At 67.6% G+C, this 20,558-nt stretch carries 16 protein-coding genes; 5 read left to right on the top strand and 11 right to left on the bottom strand.

From position 1 onward, the window contains the following. Nucleotides 1-38: 38 nt before the first annotated feature. Nucleotides 39-4,064, bottom strand: a complete 4,026-nt coding sequence (locus LGN19_RS18980) for a DUF3683 domain-containing protein (protein WP_226216564.1) — start codon at nucleotides 4,062-4,064, stop codon at nucleotides 39-41. Between the two features lie 574 nt (nucleotides 4,065-4,638). Here LGN19_RS18980 and ilvA point away from each other — a divergent pair. Then, nucleotides 4,639-6,162, top strand: a complete 1,524-nt coding sequence (gene ilvA, locus LGN19_RS18975; protein ID WP_122946250.1) for a threonine ammonia-lyase, biosynthetic — start codon at nucleotides 4,639-4,641, stop codon at nucleotides 6,160-6,162. An 11-nt stretch (nucleotides 6,163-6,173) separates the two neighbouring features. Next, the gene (queF, locus tag LGN19_RS18970; RefSeq protein WP_122946251.1) at nucleotides 6,174-6,998 is read left to right on the top strand and encodes an NADPH-dependent 7-cyano-7-deazaguanine reductase QueF; all 825 of its coding nucleotides are present in this window, start codon (nucleotides 6,174-6,176) and stop codon (nucleotides 6,996-6,998) included. Between the two features lie 122 nt (nucleotides 6,999-7,120). On the opposite strand, the gene LGN19_RS18965 is transcribed toward queF, so the two are convergent. The 4 genes from LGN19_RS18965 to LGN19_RS18950 all read right to left on the bottom strand — a co-directional run bounded on the left by LGN19_RS18965 (nucleotide 7,121) and on the right by LGN19_RS18950 (nucleotide 10,654). After that, entirely contained in the window at nucleotides 7,121-7,540 is a 420-nt protein-coding gene (locus LGN19_RS18965; protein WP_226216562.1) for a bleomycin resistance protein, read from the bottom strand. Nucleotides 7,541-7,720: 180 nt separating this feature from the next. Continuing rightward, the gene (locus tag LGN19_RS18960) at nucleotides 7,721-8,107 is read right to left on the bottom strand and encodes a RidA family protein (protein WP_011353171.1); all 387 of its coding nucleotides are present in this window, start codon (nucleotides 8,105-8,107) and stop codon (nucleotides 7,721-7,723) included. Nucleotides 8,108-8,231: 124 nt separating this feature from the next. Next, on the bottom strand, nucleotides 8,232-9,713 hold the full coding sequence (locus LGN19_RS18955) for an N-acyl-D-amino-acid deacylase family protein (protein WP_226216560.1): 1,482 nt from the start codon (nucleotides 9,711-9,713) through the stop codon (nucleotides 8,232-8,234). A gap of 2 nt (nucleotides 9,714-9,715) precedes the next feature. After that, entirely contained in the window at nucleotides 9,716-10,654 is a 939-nt protein-coding gene (locus LGN19_RS18950) for a MurR/RpiR family transcriptional regulator (RefSeq protein ID WP_226216558.1), read from the bottom strand. A 119-nt stretch (nucleotides 10,655-10,773) separates the two neighbouring features. Here LGN19_RS18950 and LGN19_RS18945 point away from each other — a divergent pair, with 119 nt between their 5' ends. Both LGN19_RS18945 and LGN19_RS18940 read left to right on the top strand, forming a co-directional pair. Beyond that, nucleotides 10,774-12,054, top strand: coding sequence for an amino acid deaminase (locus LGN19_RS18945; protein WP_226216556.1), 1,281 nt, complete (start codon nucleotides 10,774-10,776; stop codon nucleotides 12,052-12,054). 156 nt (nucleotides 12,055-12,210) lie between these two features. Continuing rightward, on the top strand, nucleotides 12,211-12,792 hold the full coding sequence (locus LGN19_RS18940) for a DJ-1/PfpI family protein (protein ID WP_021161332.1): 582 nt from the start codon (nucleotides 12,211-12,213) through the stop codon (nucleotides 12,790-12,792). A 69-nt stretch (nucleotides 12,793-12,861) separates the two neighbouring features. On the opposite strand, the gene LGN19_RS18935 is transcribed toward LGN19_RS18940, so the two are convergent. Then, entirely contained in the window at nucleotides 12,862-13,308 is a 447-nt protein-coding gene (locus LGN19_RS18935; protein ID WP_122946257.1) for a MarR family winged helix-turn-helix transcriptional regulator, read from the bottom strand. A 26-nt stretch (nucleotides 13,309-13,334) separates the two neighbouring features. Then, complete coding sequence (locus LGN19_RS18930; RefSeq protein WP_122946258.1) at nucleotides 13,335-14,930, bottom strand: MDR family MFS transporter; 1,596 nt, start codon at nucleotides 14,928-14,930, stop codon at nucleotides 13,335-13,337. Nucleotides 14,931-15,025: 95 nt separating this feature from the next. On the opposite strand from LGN19_RS18930, the gene LGN19_RS18925 reads away from it, so the two are divergent. After that, a complete protein-coding gene (locus LGN19_RS18925) occupies nucleotides 15,026-15,868 on the top strand; it encodes an EcsC family protein (RefSeq protein WP_226216555.1) in 843 nt (280 codons plus the stop codon). Here LGN19_RS18925 and LGN19_RS18920 read toward each other — a convergent pair. From LGN19_RS18920 to LGN19_RS18905, 4 genes are all read right to left on the bottom strand, one after another. Continuing rightward, nucleotides 15,838-16,800 (bottom strand): alpha/beta hydrolase, encoded by a 963-nt coding sequence (locus tag LGN19_RS18920; protein WP_226216553.1) that lies wholly within the window; start codon nucleotides 16,798-16,800, stop codon nucleotides 15,838-15,840. The genes LGN19_RS18925 and LGN19_RS18920 overlap by 31 nt on opposite strands. An 89-nt stretch (nucleotides 16,801-16,889) precedes the next feature. After that, a complete protein-coding gene (locus LGN19_RS18915) occupies nucleotides 16,890-17,324 on the bottom strand; it encodes a CHRD domain-containing protein (protein ID WP_226216551.1) in 435 nt (144 codons plus the stop codon). Between the two features lie 365 nt (nucleotides 17,325-17,689). Next, the gene (locus LGN19_RS18910; RefSeq protein ID WP_175221639.1) at nucleotides 17,690-18,463 is read right to left on the bottom strand and encodes a class II aldolase/adducin family protein; all 774 of its coding nucleotides are present in this window, start codon (nucleotides 18,461-18,463) and stop codon (nucleotides 17,690-17,692) included. Nucleotides 18,464-18,691: 228 nt separating this feature from the next. Next, nucleotides 18,692-20,314: a phospholipase D family protein gene (locus LGN19_RS18905; RefSeq protein ID WP_226216549.1), complete on the bottom strand. Its 1,623-nt coding sequence runs from the start codon at nucleotides 20,312-20,314 to the stop codon at nucleotides 18,692-18,694. Between the last annotated feature and the right edge of the window lie 244 nt (nucleotides 20,315-20,558).

The raw sequence follows: 20,558 nt of genomic DNA, 5'->3' as shown, positions 1-20,558 counted from the left end.
CTCATTCCTGGCCCGGTCGGGCGGTCGTCATGCCCGCATTAGACCAGCACGCGCTCGATCCCGCCATTGTTCGCACGTGCGACATAATCGGCCATCCAGTTCTCGCCGAGTACCTGGCGCGCGATTTCGACCACGATGTAGTCGGCTTCGAGGTTCGCATCCTCGCCGTAGCGCGACAGGCCCTGCAGGCACGACGGGCAGCTGGTCAGGATCTTCACGTCCGGGCCGTTCGCGGCCGCGGCGGCCGGCGCCGGCGCGTTGCCGGCCACGACCGGGATGCTGCGCAGCTTCGCGGCACCCTTGCGGATCTCCTCTTCCTTGCGGAAGCGGACCTGCGTCGAAATGTCCGGGCGCGTGACCGCGAGCGTGCCCGACTCACCGCAGCAGCGCTCGTTCTTCTCGATCTTGTAGCCGTCCTTCTCCGCGCCCATCAGCTCGTTGACGAGCTTCACCGGGTCCATCGTCTTGATCGGCGTATGGCACGGGTCGTGATACATGTAGCGCGTGCCCGACACGCCATCCAGCTTCATCCCCTTCTCGAGCAGGAACTCGTGGATGTCGATGATCCGGCAGCCCGGGAAGATCTTGTCGAATTCGTAGCCCGCGAGCTGGTCGTAGCAGGTGCCGCACGACACGACCACCGTCTTGATGTCGAGGTAGTTCAGCGTGTTCGCGACCCGGTGGAACAGCACGCGGTTGTCGGTGACGATCTTCTCGGCCTTGTCGTACTGGCCCGAGCCGCGCTGCGGATAGCCGCAGCACAGGTAGCCCGGCGGCAGCACGGTCTGCACGCCGGCTTCCCACAGCATCGCCTGCGTCGCGAGGCCGACCTGCGAGAACAGGCGCTCGGAGCCGCAGCCCGGGAAGTAGAACACCGCTTCCGAATCGACGGTGGTCGACTTCGGGTCGCGGATGATCGGCACGATCTTGTTGTCCTCGATGTCGAGCAGCGCGCGCGCCGTCTTCTTCGGCAGGTTGCCCGGCATCTTCTTGTTGACGAAGTGGATCACCTGCTCGACCACGGGCGGCTTGCCGACCGTTGCCGGCGGGTGCTGCGTCTGCTTCGTCACGACCTTCTTCAGCATGTCGTTCGCGAAGCGCTGCACCTTGTAGCCGGCGCCCATCATCACGCTGCGCGCGACGTTGATCGTCTGCGGGTTGGTCGCGTTCAGGAAGAACATGCCCGCCGCATTGCCGGCGTTGAACTTCTTCTTGCCCATCTTGCGCAACAGGTTGCGCATGTTCATCGTGACGTCGCCGAAGTCGATCTTCACCGGGCACGGCGTCGCGCACTTGTGGCACACCGTGCAGTGGTCGGCCACGTCGTTGAACTCGTCCCAGTGCTTGATCGACACGCCGCGGCGCGTCTGTTCTTCATACAGGAACGCCTCGACCAGCAGCGACGTCGCGAGGATCTTGTTGCGCGGGCTGTACAGCAGGTTCGCGCGCGGCACGTGGGTCGCGCACACCGGCTTGCACTTGCCGCAGCGCAGGCAGTCCTTCACCGAATCGGCAATCGCGCCGATGTCGGACTGCTTCATGATCAGCGACTCGTACCCCATCAGCCCGAAGCTCGGCGTATACGCGTTGCGCAGATCGGCGCCTTCGAGCAGCTTGCCCTTGTTGAAGCGGCCGTTCGGGTCGACACGCTGCTTGTACGCGCGGAACTCGGCGATCTCGTCGTCGGTCAGGAACTCGAGCTTCGTGATGCCGATGCCGTGCTCGCCGGAAATCACGCCGTCGAGCGAGCGCGCGAGCGTCATGATGCGCGCGACCGCCGCGTGGGCGTCCTGCAGCATCTCGTAGTTGTCGGAGTTGACCGGCAGGTTGGTGTGGACGTTGCCGTCGCCCGCGTGCATGTGCAGCGCGACGAACACGCGGCCGCGCAGCACCTGCTTGTGGATCGCCTGCGCCTCGTCGAGGATCTGCTTGAACGCGCCGCCGTTGAAGATCGCGCGCAGTTCCGCGCGGATCTCCTGCTTCCACGAGATCCGCACCGTGCGGTCCTGCGTGATGTGGAACACGGTCGCACCCGGCTGCTCGTCGGCGCGATCCGCGAACTTCTCGGCGAGCGCCTCGTAACCGAGCTGCACGAGGTAGTGCTGCGCCTCGCGCAACGGCTGGTCGAGCCGGTCGCGCACGAATTCCCAGCGGGCGCGCACGCGGCTGAGCAGCTCCAGCGCCTGCTGGACACGGTCTTCGAGCAGTTCGGCGCTCGGGATCTCGTTCGCGTCGTCGGTCTTGCCGAGCGGCAGGTTGCCGGCGCGGAAAAACGCTTCCAGTGCGTCGACGAGCTGCAGCTTGTTCTTCAGCGACAGCTCGATGTTGATCCGCTCGATGCCGTCGGTGTACTCGCCCATCCGGTTCAGCGGGATCACGACGTCTTCGTTGATCTTGAACGCGTTCGTGTGCTTCGCGATCGCGGCCGTGCGGCTGCGGTCGAGCCAGAAGCGCTTGCGTGCCTCCGCGCTGACCGCGACGAAGCCTTCGCCGCTCTTGCCGTTCGCCATCCGGATCACTTCGGACGTCGCGTGCGCGACCGCATCGGCATCGTCGCCGACGATGTCGCCGATCAGCACCATCTTGGGGAATGAATTGCGCTTGCTCTTGGTCGCGTAGCCGACCGCGCGCAAGTAGCGCTCGTCGAGGTGCTCGAGGCCCGCGAGAATCGCGCCGCCCTGCTTCGACGTTTCGAACAGGTAGTCCTTGATCTCGACGATGCTCGGGATCGCCTCGCGCGCCTGGCCGAAGAATTCGAGGCAGACGGTGCGCGTGTGCGCGGGCATCTTGTGCAGCACCCAGCGCGCGGACGTGATGAGCCCGTCGCAGCCTTCCTTCTGCACGCCCGGCAGGCCGGCGAGGAACTTGTCGGTCACGTCCTTGCCGAGCCCTTCCTTGCGGAACCGGCGGCCTTCGATCTCGAGCATTTCGGTGCGCAGCAGCTTCTCGCCCGGCGCGTGCGCGCCGTCGAACCACTTCAGCTCGAAACGCGCGACGGGGATGTCGTGGATCTTGCCCTGGTTGTGCTCGTGGCGCGTGACTTCGAGCCAGTTGCCGTCCGGGTCGACCATCCGCCACCAGGCCAGGTTGTCGAGCGCGGTGCCCCACAGCACGGCCTTCTTGCCGCCCGCGTTCATCGCGACGTTGCCGCCGATGCACGATGCGTCGAGCGAGGTCGGATCGACCGCGAACACGTAGCCGGCCGCTTCTGCCGCCTCGGTCACGCGGCGCGTGACGACGCCCGCGCCGGAGAAGATCGTCGGCACCTTGTGTGCGACGCCCGGCATTTCGGTCAGCTCGACCGCGCCGAGTTGTTCCAGTTTTTCGGTGTTGATCACCGCGGAGAACGGCGTGAGCGGCACCGCGCCGCCCGTGTAGCCGGTGCCGCCGCCACGCGGGATCACGGTCAGCCCGAGCTCGAAGCAGGCCTTGATGAGGCCCGCGATCTCGGCTTCAGTATCGGGGGTCAGCACGACGAACGGGTATTCGACACGCCAGTCGGTCGCGTCGGTCACATGCGACACGCGCGACAGCCCGTCGAAGCGGATGTTGTCCTTCTGCGTGCAGCGGCCGAGTGCCTTGGTCGCGCGGCGGCGCAGGTCGGCCATCTTCTCGAATTCGTCGGCGAACTCGTTGACCGCGCGCTGCGCGGCGGTTTCGAGCATCTCGACGCGCACCGCGCGTTCGCGGCCCGCGTCGTCGCGGTGCGCGGTGAGGTCCGCGCTGCGGCGCTTGCCGATTTCGGTCAGGCGGTGATTCAGCGCCTCGATCAGCAGCGCGCGGCGCTTCGGGTTGTCGAGCAGGTCGTCCTGCAGGTACGGGTTGCGGCGCACGACCCAGATGTCGCCGAGCACTTCATACAGCATCCGTGCCGAGCGGCCCGTGCGGCGCTCGGCGCGCAACTCGTCGAGCACCGACCACGCCTCTTCGCCGAGCAGGCGGATCACGATCTCGCGATCCGAGAAGGACGTGTAGTTGTAGGGAATCTCGCGCAAGCGGGGCGCGGGGTCGGCGGCGACGGCAGCAGCCGCGCCATGCGGATCGAAAACTTGTGGTGCGTTCATGTTCGGACGACTCGGAGGGCCGATACACCGTGCACGGGCGTCGGCAAGCGCGTGGGCGCAATCTTGGGGAAATCTGTTCTGTTACCAGGCGCGCGGCTGTCCTTCATGGGGCCGGAGCGGGCGACTCGCCCCTCCTGGCCGGCGACAGGGCCTGGCGGCACTCGGAACCATCAGCACGATCGCGCGCGGCGCGCATGCCGCTCCGCCGCGGGGGTGGCTGCGCGCGGCGTCGGCTTCAACGGGGCGATCCGAGGGTGCCTCTGCATCTTCCGATCCTTGATTCAAAACGGAATTCTAACCCATGATCGGGCCATGCGTGACACGTCGGACAGGTCGTGGGGCTATCCCCGCGAGCCGCGCCAGGCCTGGCTCGGCGCGATTTCGTGTGACCATTCGCCGTCCGTCCGGTCGGTAACCACGCAGTTAAACCGGTAAAAAAGGCCCCGCGAGCGCGCCGACGCGCCGCCCGCACGGCCCGCCAAGCGCGCGCTCGGCATGCCGCTTGCATGCGGGCGGACCCTTGGCGCTATCATTGATCCTTTACCGTCTGCTTCCGCACTGCACGCGAGCGCCCATGGCATCCCACGATTACCTGAAGAAAATCCTCACCGCGCGCGTCTACGACGTCGCGATCGAGACGGAACTCGAATCCGCCCGCAACCTGTCGGCCCGACTGCGCAACGCCGTCTACCTGAAGCGCGAGGACAACCAGCCGGTGTTCTCGTTCAAGCTGCGCGGCGCGTACAACAAGATGGCGCACATTCCGGCGGACGCGCTCGCGCGCGGCGTGATTACGGCGTCGGCCGGCAACCACGCGCAGGGTGTCGCATTCTCGGCGGCCCGGATGGGCGTCAAGGCGGTGATCGTCGTGCCCGTCACGACGCCGCAGGTGAAGGTCGATGCCGTGCGCGCGCACGGCGGCCCGAGCGTCGAGGTGATCCAGGCCGGTGAGTCGTACAGCGATGCGTATGCGTATGCGGTCAAGGTGCAGGAAGAGCGCAGTCTCACGTTCGTCCACCCGTTCGACGATCCGTACGTGATCGCCGGCCAGGGCACGATCGCGATGGAAATCCTGCGCCAGCACCAGGGCCCGATCCACGCGATCTTCGTGCCGATCGGCGGCGGCGGGCTCGCGTCCGGCGTCGCGGCCTACGTGAAGGCGGTGCGGCCGGAGATCAAGGTGATCGGCGTGCAGGCCGAAGATTCGTGCGCGATGGCGCAGTCGCTCAGCGCGGGCAAGCGCGTCGAGCTGAGCGAGGTCGGCCTGTTCGCGGACGGCACCGCGGTGAAGCTGGTCGGCGAAGAAACCTTCCGGCTCTGCAGCGAATACCTCGACGGCGTCGTGACCGTGAACACCGACGCACTGTGCGCGGCGATCAAGGACGTGTTCCAGGACACGCGCAGCGTGCTCGAGCCGTCCGGCGCGCTCGCGGTCGCAGGCGCGAAGCTCTATGCGGAACGCGAAGGCATCGAGAACCAGACGCTCGTCGCGGTCACGTCCGGCGCGAACATGAACTTCGACCGGATGCGCTTCGTCGCCGAGCGCGCGGAAGTGGGTGAAGCGCGCGAAGCCGTGTTCGCGGTCACGATCCCCGAGGAGCGCGGCAGCTTCAAGCGCTTCTGCTCGCTCGTCGGCGACCGCAACGTCACCGAGTTCAACTACCGGATCGCCGATGCGCAGGCCGCGCACATCTTCGTCGGCGTGCAGATCAAGCGTCGCGGCGAATCGGCCGAGATCGCGGCGAACTTCGAATCGCACGGCTTCAAGTCCGTCGACCTGACGCACGACGAACTGTCGAAGGAACACATCCGCTACATGGTGGGCGGCCGCTCGCCGCTCGCGCTCGACGAGCGCCTGTTCCGCTTCGAATTCCCGGAACGGCCGGGCGCGCTGATGAAATTCCTGTCGTCGATGGCGCCGGACTGGAACATCAGCCTGTTCCACTACCGTAACCAGGGCGCGGACTACAGCTCGATCCTCGTCGGGCTGCAGGTGCCGCAGGCCGATCGCGCCGAATTCGAACGCTTCCTCGCGGCACTCGGCTATCCGTATGTCGAGGAAAGCGCCAACCCGGCTTACCGCCTCTTCCTGTCGTAAAGGCGTCACGCATGCATCCCGAACATTCCCCGCTCGGCAAGGCCACCGTCTACGCCGCCCAGTACGACGCGTCGCTGCTGTTCCCGATCCCGCGCGCCGGCGCGCGCGAGCAGCTCGGCATCACGTCGGCGCTGCCGTTCTTCGGCACCGACATCTGGAACGCCTACGAGCTGTCGTGGCTCAATGCGCGCGGCAAGCCGCAGATCGCGGTCGCGACCTTCTACGTGCCGGCCGAATCGGCGAACATCGTCGAATCGAAGTCGTTCAAGCTGTATCTCGGCTCGTTCGCGCAAACCAAATTCGACTCGATCGACGCGGTGCGCGACACGCTGAAGCGCGACGTCTCGGCCGCGTGCGGCGCGACCGTCTCCGTGCAGCTGGTGTCGCCGCACGATTTCGGCAAGCTGGAAATGGACGAGCTCGACGGGCTGTCGCTCGACCGGCTCGACCTCGACACCGACGTGTACGAACCCGATCCTTCGCTGCTGTCGGCCGCCGAGGACGAAGCGCCGGTCGAGGAGACGCTCGTGTCCGACCTGCTGCGCTCGAACTGCCCGGTTACGGGGCAACCCGATTGGGGCAGCGTGCAGATCCACTACGTCGGGCCGCAGATCGACCATGCCGGCCTGCTGCGCTACATCATCTCGTTCCGCAACCACACGGGCTTTCACGAGCAGTGCGTCGAGCGGATCTTCCTCGACATCCTGCATGCGTGCAAACCGGTGAAGCTCGCGGTGTATGCGCGCTATACGCGCCGCGGCGGGCTCGACATCAACCCGTTCCGCACCAACTACAACCAGCCGATGCCGGACAACGCGCGCAACGCGCGGCAGTGACGGCGGCGGGCGGCCACCGCGGTTTGCAATCGGCAACGCGCGGCGGTCACCCCATATAGAACAGCCCGGCCGGATGCGTCCGGCCGGGCTGTTTTTCATTGTGCAGAGAAGCGCGGCCGGCGTCACCCGCTCACCGGCCGCTCCGGAAGAATCTCCACCAGGCGAAACAGGTAGCCGTCGGGATCCTGCACCAGCATCTCGACCTGGCCATGCTCGATCTCGTCCTCCCGATACCAGGACGTGCGCGGCTCGACGAACAGCGTCACGCCTTCGGCGCGAATCCTGTCGAGAATGGGGTCGAGCGCATCGACCTCGATCTGCAGATTGATCCCGCGCCCGAACGGCGGCTCCAGCGGGCCGGTCAGCCAGCCCTCCGGGCTGTACTGCTCGAGCATCAGCTGAGCCCGCCCGAATTCAAGATAGACGAACCCGTCTTCCGGACGCTCGAAGCGAATCCGGAATCCCAGCACGTCGCGATAGAAGCGAACGCTTCCGGCAAGGTCCGAGCAGATCAGCTCCGGCACCAGCGCAGCCCATTCCATGCATGTCGTCCCCGTACGGTCATGCGGCACATTACATGAACAGGCGGAATGCGTTGCGGCGGTTGCGGCCTCGGGCGCACGCCCGCCGGTCGACCGGTGCCCTGCACATGAAAAAACGGGCCCGGCGCACATGAATGCGCCGGGCCCGTTGCGTAGCGGCTCGCCGTGGCGGCGTTGGCGTTACTTCGCCGGCGCCTTGTACGCGATGCAGTCGACTTCGACCTTGCAGTCGATGACCATGCTCGACTGCACGCACGCGCGTGCCGGCGGATGCTCGCCGAAGTACGAGATGAACACCTTGTTGAACGACGCGAAATCGCGCGCGTCGTCGAGCCACACGCCGCAGCGCACGACGTGCTCGAGGCCGTAGCCGGCTTCCTTCAGGATCGCGATCACGTTCTCGATCGTCTGCTTCGACTGCGTGACGATGCCGCCTTCGACGACCTCGCCGTTCACCATCGGCGTCTGGCCCGACACGTACAGCCAGCCGTCGGCCTCGACCGCGCGTGCGAACGGCATCACCTGGCCGCCCGTGCCCTTCGCTTCGCCTACGCCATATCGCTTCATCGTTTCACTCCTTGTGTGTGGACCGGCGCTCGCGCGTCAGCGCTGGCGCCGGCCCATGCAACGCACGGTTGCGGATGCGCGCACCGACGATGGCGCGCGCGGCAGATCGGAACAACCACCGCGTTCAGAACGCGGCGTCGGCACTCGCCGGCACGCGCTCGCCGCGCGCGACGAAGCCGCCGGCGCGCTCGCCGGTCGGCTGGCCGTTTTCATAAGTGAGCACGCCGTTCACCCACACGGCGTCGATCCCGTGCGCGGGCTGCTGCGGCTTCTCGAACGTCGCGGCGTCGATCACGCTCGCCGGGTCGAACAGCACGAGATCCGCGTGGTAGCCGACATGCACTTCGCCACGCTTCGCAATCCCGTAGCGGCGCGCGGACAGCGACGTCATCTTGCGGATCGCCTCCTCGAGCGGCAGCAGGTTCGTGTCGCGCACGTAGTGGCCGAGCACGCGCGGGAACGCGCCCCACAGCCGCGGGTGCGGCAGCGGATCGTTCGGCAGGCCGTCGGAGCCGACCATCGTCGCGGGATGCGACAGGATCCGGCGCACGTCGTCCTCGGACATGTTGTGGTACACGGCGCCCGCCGGGCGGATGCGCTGCGCGGCTTCCTGCTCGGTCACGCCCCACTCGGCCGCGATCGCCTTCAGCAGCTTGCCCGCCACTTCCGGGTGCGGCTCCGACCACGTGATCGTGATGTCGATGTCGCCCGTCACCTGCTTCAGGTCGAGCGTCGACGAGCTGCGGCTGTACGGATAGCAGTCGCAGCCGACCGGCTGGTAGCGGCGCGCGTCTTCGAGCGATGCAAGCACTTCGGTGCTGCGCCCCCAGTTCGACGGGCCCGCGCACTTCAGGTGCGAGATCACGACCGGCACGCGCGCATGGCGGCCGACCTGGTACGCCTCTTCCATTGCATCGAGGATCGCGTCGAACTCGGTGCGCATGTGCGTGGTGTACAACGCGCCCGCGTTCGCGAGCGGCTCGGCGAGCGCCATCACCTCTTCGGTGGGCGCCGCGAACGCGGAGCCGTACGCGAGGCCCGACGACAGGCCGAGTGCGCCGTTCGCAAGCGCCTCCTCGAGCTGTGCGCGCATGCCGGCGATCTCGCCGTCGGTCGCCGCGCGGTCGAGGCGGTCCATCTGGTTGTTGCGCAGCGCCGTGTGGCCAACGAGCGCCGCGACGTTCACGGCCGGACGCGCGCCGTTCACGGCCGCGACGTAGTCGGCGAAGGTCGGGTACTGGAACGCACCGCGCTCGCCGAGCAGGTTCATCGGATCGGGCGGATCGCCCGCGAGCGTCACCGGCGACGCGCTGATCCCGCAGTTGCCGACGATCACGGTCGTCACGCCCTGCGAGATCTTCGGGATCATCTCCGGTGCGCGGATCACGTGCGTGTCGTCATGCGTGTGCACGTCGACGAAGCCCGGCGCGAGCGCGCGGCCGTTCGCATCGACGACATTCTCGGCAAGCCAGTTCGACAGGTTGCCGATCGCCGCGATCAGGCCGTTGCGGATCGCGACGTCGCGCGTGACGGGCGGCGCGCCGGTACCGTCGTAAAGCTGCGCGCCGACGATCAGCGTATCGGCGGCTTCGGGATGCGAATGCATGGTCAGTCTCCTACCGGTTGACGGTCTCCGCCGCCGCGGTGCGCATCGAGCGCGTGCTTGATGCGACGCAGCGATTCTCGGCCCGCATCACCGAGCCGCAAGGCGACTCCGGTGACGAGCACGTCGATCGCCATCATCATCGCGTAACGCGATGTCGACGGCTTGTAAATGAAATCGGTTTCGAACGCGACGACCGGGATCAGGTGATCGGCCAGCTTCGCGAGCGGTGAAGCCGGCGCGGTGATCGCGATCAGCTTCGCACCGTAGCGCTTCGCGAGCCGGCAGCTCTCGAGCAGCTCGGGCACGCGCCCGCTCACCGACAGCGCGACCACGACGGTATCGCGCGACAGCGTTGCGGCCACCATCCGCTGCAGCACGCTGTCCTGGTAGCTCGCGACCGGCCGGCCGAAGCGCACCAGCCGGAAGCGCAACTCGTCGGCGAGCGCGGTCGAGCCGCCGCCCTGCCCGTACACGTAGGTCATCTTCGCAGCGGCAAGTAGATCGGCCGCTGCCTCGAACGACGTATTGCGCAGCAACTGATGGTTGTGCGCGAGCGCCACGCGGATCTCGTCGTAGACCATCGACGCGGGGCTCGTGTCGTCGGCCGGCGCATCGTCGGACGGCACCAGAAAGCGCTGGCCGACGGCCGCCGCCTGCGCGACCAGCACCTTCAGTTCGCGCACGTCGCGGCAGCCGACGGCCTTCGCGAAACGCGTAACCGTCGCGACGCTGACCTCCGCGTCGCGCGCGAGCGCGCCGATGCTCGCATGCGCGGCGCGCGCGAGGTCGGCGAGGATGAACGCGGCGACCTTGCGCTCGGCTTCGCGCAGCTCGGGTGCGCATTCGGCGATCCTCGCGACGATGTCGAGGAGCGGCGGAGCAGCCGGAGCCGGATGGAGTTCGGCCGCGAGCGGAACGGACGGGGTGACGGGCGTATTCATCTGCGGAAAAGGGTGTGAAGCTCTATGTTACTAAATAACATCACCGCGCCGATGCTACTTTCTGTACCATCGGCGTGTCAACTTCAGTGCAATGCATAGTGATGATGGAGCGGGATGACATGAAAGTTACAAACTATCAGGAAGCGACGATCGATCCGTTCGGCAAGGGCCTCGGCAATCTGCCGAGCGCGAGCGTGCCGCTCGGCGACGCGGGCCGACTCGAGTGGAACCTGCTCGCGGAAGACGTCAGCCTGCCGGCCGCCGTGCTTTATGAGGATCGCATCGAACACAACCTGAACTGGATGCAGGCATTCGTCCAGAAGTACGGCGTCAAGTTTGCGCCGCACGGCAAGACGACGATGGCGCCGCAACTGTTCCGCCGCCAGCTCGACGCCGGCGCATGGGGCATCACGCTCGCGACCGCGCACCAGACGCAGGCCGCGTATCACGGCGGCGTGCGGCGCGTGCTGCTCGCGAACCAGCTGGTCGGCCGCCAGAACATGACGATCATCGCCGGGCTGCTGTCCGATCCCGATTTCGAATTCTTCTGCCTCGTCGATTCGGCGGAGAGCGTCGACCAGCTCGGCCGCTTCTTCGGCGCACTGAAGAAGCCGCTGAACGTGCTGCTCGAGCTCGGCGTGCCGGGCGGCCGCGCAGGCGTGCGCGATGCCGCGCAACGCGAGGCCGTGCTCGCCGCGATCGCGCGCTATCCGGACACGCTGAAGCTGGCCGGCATCGAACTCTATGAAGGCGTGCTGAAGGAGGAAGGCGAGATCCGCACGTTCCTGCAGGACGCAGTCGCGCTCACGCGCGAGCTGGCCGAGGCAGGCCGCTTCGCGCGTACGCCGGCGATCCTGTCCGGCGCCGGTTCGGCGTGGTACGACGTGGTCGCGGAAGAATTCGCGAAGGCGTCCAACGCCGGCTTCGCGGAAGTCGTGCTGCGTCCGGGCTGCTACCTGACGCACGATGTCGGTATCTACAAGAAGGCGCAGACCGACGTGTTCGCGCGCAACCCGATCGCCCGCACGATGGGCGAAGGGCTGCTGCCTGCGCTGCAGCTGTGGGCGTACGTGCAGTCGGTGCCGGAAGCCAATCGCGCGATCGTCGCGCTCGGCAAGCGCGACGCGGCGTTCGACGCGGGGCTGCCGGAGCCGGCACGCCACTTCCGCCCGGGCCGCGACACCGCGCCGCGCGATGTCGCCGCCACCGAAGGCTGGGCCGTCACCGGGATGATGGACCAGCACGCGTACCTGCAGATCCCGTCGGGTGCGGACGTGAAGGTGGGCGACATGGTCGCGTTCGACATCTCGCACCCGTGCCTGACGTTCGACAAGTGGCGCCAGGTGCTCGTGCTCGATCCGCAGTTCAGCGTGACGGAAGTCGTCGAAACCTTCTTCTGACGCCCATCGCGCACACCGCCCCGCCGCTCGCGCGGGGCGGCCGTCACGCGCGCTTCAAGCGGCCGGAGTACACTGCGCTTTCGTCCTCGGGGCCCCGGGCGGGCGTTGCATTCGCCTGCCGCGCGGGCCCTCAACGCAGCTCCACTGGAGAAAGCCATGGCCGCGAAGAAGATCCTGTTCCTGACCGGCGATTTCGCCGAAGACTACGAAACGATGGTGCCGTTCCAGGCGCTGCAGGCCGTCGGCCACCACGTCGATGCAGTCTGCCCGGGCAAGCGCGCGGGCGACAAGATCAAGACCGCGATCCATGATTTCGAGGGCGACCAGACCTACACCGAGAAGCCCGGCCACCAGTTCACACTGAACGCGGCGTTCGACGACGTCGACGCATCGCGCTACGACGCGCTCGCGATCGCGGGCGGCCGTGCCCCCGAATACCTGCGACTCGATCCGAAAGTGATCTCGCTCGTGCGCGAGTTCGCCGAAGCCGGCAAGCCGATCGCCGCGATCTGCCACGCGGCGCAACTGCTCGCGGCCGCCGACGTGATCCGCGGCAAGCGCATCTCGGCCTACCCGGCGTGCGCGCCGGAAGTGAAGCTCGCGGGCGGCGAATACGCGGACATCCCGGTCGACGCGGCCGTGACCGATGCACCGTTCGTCACCGCGCCCGCCTGGCCCGCGCATCCGGCCTGGCTCGCGCAGTTCCTCGCGCTGCTGGGCACGCGCATCGAGCTTTGAACCGGCAGTGAATTGAGATGAGATGAAGGGCCGGGCCGGCGGCGTACTCGCGCCGCCCTGCCCCGCGCGTCAGCGCGCGGCCGGCGTCGAGCCGACGTCCGCGATCCGCGATTCCAGCATCGCCAGCGCGCCCGACAGCGCGTTCAGCACGTCGTCCGGCAATTGCGCCATCGTCTGTTCGAGAAACGCCTTGCGGCGCGGCAGGCACGCGTCGAACGCGGCGCGGCCTTCGTCCGTCAGCGTCACGTTGGTCACGCGATTATCGCGCGCGTCGGATTCACGCTGGATCCAGCCGAGCGCATCGAGCGACTTCAACTGGCGCGTGAGCGCGCCCGGATCGATGCGCAGCACTTCGACGAGCTTCTTCTGCGACGAATGCCCGCCCATCGTGTGCAACGCGACCATGATGCGCCAGCGCGGCATCGGCTGTCCGACCTGCGCCTCGAACGCGGTCATGAACGCGCGATACGTGCGTCCGAATTGCTGCAAGATCGCGACGCGGTCCTGTTCTTCCATGCGCTCAGTTCTACTCGTTCAATCGTTCAGTCGGCCGCGACATGCGGTTCGATCTTGCGCCGCAGCGCGATGGGCGGCACGCGGCGACATTGCCACACCGACACCACGGCGACGACGGCCGCCATTGCGACACCCAGGTGAATCGCGCTGACGAGCGATTCGCGGGCCGCTTCCAGCAGCAGCGCGCCATTATGCCCGGCACGCGTCAGCTCCGCGACCAGGCCGCCCTGCGCGGCGCGATCGATCAGGATCTGCGGATCGGCGAGCTGCGCATGCCACTGCATCGCGTGATCGGCCGACAGCGCATCGCGCACGCCGCCCGAATACATCTGGTTGACGAGCGTGCCGGTCAGCGCGGTGCCGATCATCCCGCCGACCATCCGCAGCGACTGCAGCAGCGCGGTCGCGATGCCGAGGTGCTCGCGGCCGGCCGTCTGCTGCGCGAAGACGGTGAGGTTCGGCAGCACGAAGCCGAGCCCGATGCCGCCCGCGACCATCAGCGCCATCAGCACCCACTTCGGCGTCGTGTGGGTCGACACGACGATGCCCGCGCAGGTGATCGCGAACAGCACGAAGCCGACGTGCAGCATCGCGTTCGGATTGCGGATGCGCGTGACGACCCGGCCGTTCATGATGCTGCCGATCGTGATGAACACGACGAGCGGCGTGATCACGAGCCCCGCCTCCTTCGGCGACATCCCGAACCCGCCCTGGAACAGCAGCGGCGCATAGAACAGCAGCGAGAACATCGAGAAGCCGGCGAGGATCGCCAGCACGAAGAGCGCCGACAGCGCGCGGTTGCCGAACATGTCGAACGGCAAAATCGGCTGCGCGCAGCGCCGCTCCCAGTGCCACAGGCCGAAGCCGGCCGCGACCGCGACGACGAGCAGCAGCGACGCCCAGCTCGCGACGCCGTACTTCGGCAGCCATTCGACGAACAACTGCAGCGCGCCGAGCGACAGCGCGATCAGCAGCGCCCCCGGCCAGTCGAGCCGCATCTTGCGATCGTGCTCGACATGGCGCAGGTGCGGCAGGTAGCGCCACACGAACAGCAGCGACAGCAGGCCGACCGGCAGGTTCACGTAGAACACCGAGCGCCAGCCGAACGACTGGGTTAGCACGCCGCCGAGCGACGGGCCGACTGCGTTCGCGATGCCGAACGCAGAGCTCATCAGCACCTGCCAGCGCAGCCGCACGACGGAATCGGGGAACAGGTCGGGAATGCACGCGAACGCGGTGCCGACCAGCATCCCGCCGCCGATCCCCTGCAGCCCGCGCGCGAGCACGAGCATCAGCATGTCGTTCGCCATCCCGCACAGCACGGACGCGCCGGTGAACACGACGATCGACACGATGACGAACGGCTTGCGGCCGTAATAATCGCCGAGCCGGCCGAAGATCGGCACCGTGATCACGGAACTGAGCAGGTACGAGGTTGCGACCCATGCGTACAGGTCGAACCCGCGGAGCTCGGCGACGATGGTCGGCAACGCGGTGCCGACGACGGTCTGGTCGAGCGCAACGAGCATGGTGACAAAAGAGATCCCGATCATCGCCAGCAGCGACTCGCGGAACGGCAGGACTTGCCCGCTCGAATGGTGGGCGGCAGTATGGACGGCCATTTTTTGTTGGCGCAACTTTTGACGAGTCAAACAATCTCAAAATTCTAGCACGCCGGAGTAATCTAGGCTGGCGACGGTCAATGCCAAGGAGAAAGATGAAACCGATTTCAATTACCCCCGCGACCACGCTGTCGCAGGACGATCGGGACGCGCTGTGGCGCGCGAAGCAGGTGCTCGAAAGCCCGTCGCTGACGATGAAGCTGACGGGCATGCTGGGCGCACCGGTCGAGAAGATGATCGCCCGGCTGCCGGATTTCGCGACCGGCAAGATCAACGATGCGACGCAGCTCGCGCTGCGCAAGTGCCTGAACATCGCGCTGCGCACGCTCGGCAAGCCGCCCGCGCCGGACGCCGAGCCCGACAAGCCGAGCAACCTGCTGCACAAGCTCGCGGTCGCGACGACCGGCGCGGCGGGCGGTGCGTTCGGCTTCCTCGCGCTTCCGGTCGAGCTGCCGGTCACGACCACGCTGATCTTCCGTTCGGTGTGCGACATCGCGCGCAGCGAGGGCGAAGACCTGAGTTCGGTCGATACGCAGCTGCAATGCCTGGCCGTGCTCGGCATGGGCGGCAACCCGGACAAGCAGGAAGAGGACGCCGATCTCGGCTATTTCGTGCTGCGCGGCGCGCTCGCGCAGGCGATCTCGAAGGCCTCGTCGGACATCACGACGAAGGGCATCGCCGCGCACAGCTCGGCGGCCGTGTTCAAGCTCGTGCAGACGGTCGCATCGCGCTTCTCGGTGCAGGTGACCGAGCAGATGGCCGCGAAGTCGATTCCGGCAATCGGCGCCGTGCTCGGCGCGACCGTCAATACGCTGTTCATCGACCATTTCCAGCAAATGGCGCACGGCCACTTCACCGTGCGCCGGCTCGAGCGCAAGTACGGCTCGGTAGCCGTCAAGGCCGCCTATCAGGCGATCGACGCCTCGCCGGCGCGCTGAACCGCACGCTCGACCGCGACGCGGCGCAGGAACGCGGCCGCGCGGTCGAGCGCGTCGCGCGCTTCCGGCACCATCGGCGCGTACAGCTGCCACACGTGCGGCATGTCCGGCCACACCTCGATCTCCACCGCCCCCCCGGCCGCCTTCGCCTTCTCGGCGACACGGCGCGAATCGTCGAGCAGCACCTCGGTGCTGCCGACCTGGATATACAGCGGCGGCAGGCCCGTGAAATCCGCGTAGAGCGGCGACGCGTACGGATTCGTCCCCGGCTCGTCGCCCAGGTACAGCTTCGCGGCCTTCGACAACGCCGCACCCGCGAACATCGGATCGGCGCCGTCGTTCGTGCGCAGCGTCGCGCCGGTGGCGGCCAGGTCGGTCCACGGCGAGAACAGGATCGCGCCGGCCGGCAGCGGCTCGCCGCGGTCGCGCAGCGCGACGAGCGTCGCGAGCGCAAGACCGCCGCCCGCCGAATCGCCGCCGAGCACGATCGACTCGGGCGGCGTGCCGAGGGCCAGCAGTTGCCGGTACGCGGCCAGCGCATCGTCGAGCGCGGCCGGGAAGCGGTTTTCCGGCGCCAGCCGGTAGTCGAGCGAGAACGAGCGCACGCCCGCGCGCTTCGTGAGGCCGAACACGAGCGGCCGGTGAGTCTTCGTCGAACAGAAGTAATAACCGCCGCCGTGGTAGTACAGCAGCGTGCGGCCGGCCCCGCGACCCGCGCCCGCGTCGGTGCGTTCGAGCCATTCGCCGCGCAGTGGCGCGTCGCCCGCGCCGTAGCACTGGCGCAGCCGGTACCCCGACGGCGCGCGGCGCGGCACGACCATCCGCAGGTCGGTAAAGCGCCGTGCGCGGGCGGGATCGAGCACCTCGCGCGTGGTCTCGGGACGGAACTGCCAGCGCAGCAGCCAGCACGCGAACTTGCTTTGCCAACTCATCGGACGCACTCCGCAATCACAGTGTGACGATGGTACGTGCGATCGCTCCCGCACCGTTCGACAGGTGCCTCTACATCAAACGCCGGCGCTCAGTTCGCCGGCATCACCTGGCCGCGGATCTCGCCGGCCGGGTGGTCCTTCGTATGGACGTTGAAATACCACTTGCCGCCCATCAGGTCGGTGACCTGCGCGTCGGTGAGTTCCTTCGAACCCTTGATCGGGCTCGCCAGCTCGTCCTTCGGAATCGGCACCTGCACGCCCGCGTTCTGGCCGACCGGTGCGGGCCCGTGGAAGTGCGCGGCGGTGGCCGGCCCCGTGAGGTGTTCGTAAGTGACCTTCCACTGCAGCATGTGCGTAGCCGTGTCGTAGGTGGCCTCGACGTCGCCCGAACCCTTGGTCGCCGTCGGCGGCACTTCACTCGACGGCTGGAGATTGGCGGACAGGTGCACCGTTTCAGCAGCGGCACTGCCGGCGGCCAGCACGCCCGCGAGTAACGCGACCTGGAGCAAACGCAGCTTGAGCATGGACTCTCCTTGTACGACGTTGTACGCCGCCCGAGCGGGGGCGTCAGACATGATGGTAGTCGATCGCCGCTGATCCGGGCATCCACCGAACGGCCATGCAGCGAATCGCCGCAGCACGCACGGCCGGCCATCTCGCGCCGCGCGCGATGCGTCAGTCTGCGTCAACCTGGAATGGACCTTTGCAGCCTGGTGACTGAATCCGCGCGCGGCCTTTCGCTACACTTCGTCTCACAGTTGCTTGTTTCCTTCGTCCGAAGGAGTCTGCGAGTATTCACGCGGCCGCCCGGCCGCGTTTTTTTTTGCGCGCGCCACCGGATCCGGTTCACGCCGTATCAAGCATGACGAAGCGATCTCGCCGCTTTGCGTTACGCGCGATAGCCGGGATCGATGCGATCGACGATACGCTGCAGCGCATCGAACGCGTCCTGCCCCGCGCCATGCTTCGGATCGAAATTCAGCGAATCGCGCACGCACGCTTCGAGCACGGGCGGCGCGATCGACAGCGCGTCGCCGATCGCATGCGTGGCGACCTGCACCTCGCACGCGCGATTGAGCAGCCACATCAGCGAGAACGTCTGCGCGAGCGTCGCGCCGATCGTCACGGGCCCGTGATTGCGCAACAGCAGCACGGGCCGCCCGCCGGCGCTCTCGACGATGCGCCGCCCCTCCTCGAGATGCACGGTGATGCCCTCGAAGTCGTGATACGCGATCTTCCCGTACAGCTGCGCCGAATAGAAATTCGAGAACGACAGCCCGTCGCGCGAACAGCACACGGCCATCGTCGGCGTCGTATGCACGTGCATCACGCAGTGCGCGTCGGGCAGCGCCGCATGGATCGCGCTGTGGAACGTGAAGCCGGCCGGATTGATCGGCCAGTCGGAATGACCGATCACGTTGCCGTCGATGTCGATCTTCACGAGGTTCGACGCGCACACCTCGCGGTAATGGAGCCCGAACGGGTTGATCAGGAAATGGCCGTCCTCGCCCGGCACGCGCAACGAGATATGGTTGTAGATCAGCTCGGTCCAGCCGAGATGGTCGAAGATGCGGTAGGCCGCCGCGAGTTGCACGCGCGCCTGCCATTCGGCTTCGGAGAAACGCGCGGGACGCGTGAACGGCTGGTTCGGAACACGTTGCATGGGGGGCTCCGGTTGCGGGCGCATCGCACGGTCGTGCGGCTTGCGCGCCTCGTCTCCTGGCGCCGCGCAGAGGTCGCGGCCGGGTTTGTCTCGCCGCCATGGCCCCTGGATGCGGCTGCCGGCGGCACCTTCACGATGCAATGATCGTTGCGCGCACAACCATATCACCTTTCCCCGCGCACCGGTATCGCGGGTTTTGCCGGAGCGCCCCGCCCGCTTCCGCCCCTTTTACAGCTGGTTGTCGACCGGCAGCAGCATGAACATGCCGGTCATCAGGTTGCGCAGCAGCCCCGCATGCGGATCGACGTGGTACGTGCTCGGCACGCCGTTGTCGACGCCGGTCCATTCCAGTTCGGGCGTGCCGCCGCCCGGCGGTGTCACGAGGCTGACGCGGTAGCTGTCGTCGGGCTGCGTCACGCGCGCGAAGATCGTCGCGACCTGCTGCGCGAGTGCCGGGCTGTGGATCACCAACGCCAGTTCGGTATTCAGGTTCGCCGAGCGCGGATCGAGGTTCATCGAGCCGATCACGAGGATCTTCCGGTCGATCACGTACGCCTTCGCGTGCAGGCTCGCGCGCGAACGCGAGCCGAACAGCCGCGCCCGCCGCCGGCCCGGCTCCGCCTTGAACTCGTACAGCTCGACGCCGTGCTGCAGCAGCGGCACGCGGTACGGCCCGTAGCCGGCCTGCACGGCCACCGCATCGGTCGCGGCGAGCGAATTCGTCAGGATCGCGACCCGCACGCCACGCGCGGCCGTCTCGCCGAGGATCTTCACGCCCGCGTCGTGCGGCACGAAGTACGGCGAGAACGCGAGGAATTCCTGCTGCGCGTTGCGCGTCAGCTCGACGAGCCGCTGCATCGGCGGGCTCACGTAGCCGGTCGGCTGCGCGACCTTGTCCGGCGCGTCGACCTTGAATTCGGCCGGCGCCCACACGAGCCCGAGCTCGTCGCGCGCGATCTGCTGCGCGAGCGGCGTCGCGTTCAGCGGCTTCGCGTTGTACGGCTCGGCGTTCTTGCGCCAGTGGGCGCGCAGCTCGTCGCGCATCGTGTCGAGGTCCTTCGCGTCGAACGACTGGTGGTTCAGCTCGCGCAGCGGATAGCTGCTGGCACTCGCCCAGTAGGTGTCGAAACTCGCCGAGACGTCGTTCGTCACCGGGCCCGCCGCGAGCACGTCGAGATCGCGGAACTGCAACGTCGGGCTCGCGCTGAAGTATTCGTCGCCGAGATTGCGCCCGCCGACGATCGCGATCTGGTTGTCCGCGATCATCGCCTTGTTGTGCATCCGGCGCGTGAAGCTGTCGATCCGCGTGAAGAAGTTGGTCGTGCGCTCGACCATCCCCTGCTGCGACGCACCGAACGGGTTGAACACGCGGATCTCGACGTTCGGGTGCGTATTCAGCGCGGCCATCACGCGATCGATGTCGCGGAAGTTCAGGTCGTCGACCAGCATCCGCACGCGCACGCCGCGATCGGCCGCGTACAGCGCCGAGCCGAGCAGCAGCTTGCCGGTCGTATCCTCGGTCGCGATGTAGTACTGCATGTCGAGCGTCTTCGTCGCCGCGCGCGCGAGTGCGATGCGCATCTGCAGCGCCGACGCGCCGTCGGCCAGCAGCCGGAAGCCCGACTGGCCCGGATGGGCGGCCTCGGGTGCGGCCAGTGCGTCGCGCAGCGGCGTCGCGGCATCGGGCGACAGCGCACGGGACACGGGGCGATCGAGCGCGGTGGCGGGTGGATGCGTCGCACAGGCCGCGACGAGCGACAGCAGTACGCAGGCGGCAAGCGCGCGGGCCGGGCGGCACACGGCGCGCCACGACCGGGCGGCCGGCGCGCGCCGGATGAAAGACATGAGCACGGGGCTTCCTCGGCAGGCGGATCAACGGGTCCGCATTCGCCGCGGCGCGCGGCTGACGGGCGTTCCGGCCGATTCTAGTGGGCGGCCGACGACACGGTCAATCGCGCGGCGGCGGCCGGACGGGCTTGCGGCCGCCGCGTGGCGTCGCGCCACCGGGGCAACCGGTCGCCGATTCGCCGCGGCCGTCACGCACCGCCCCGCACGGTTCGCCCGCGCCCGCCCGGCGGCCTGCGGCACGAGGCGG

This window comes from Burkholderia sp. AU30198 (assembly GCF_020419825.1).
Lineage (GTDB): Bacteria > Pseudomonadota > Gammaproteobacteria > Burkholderiales > Burkholderiaceae > Burkholderia.
The sequence above is the reverse complement of the archived record's forward strand: the minus strand, read 5'-3'. Positions and strand labels throughout refer to the sequence as shown.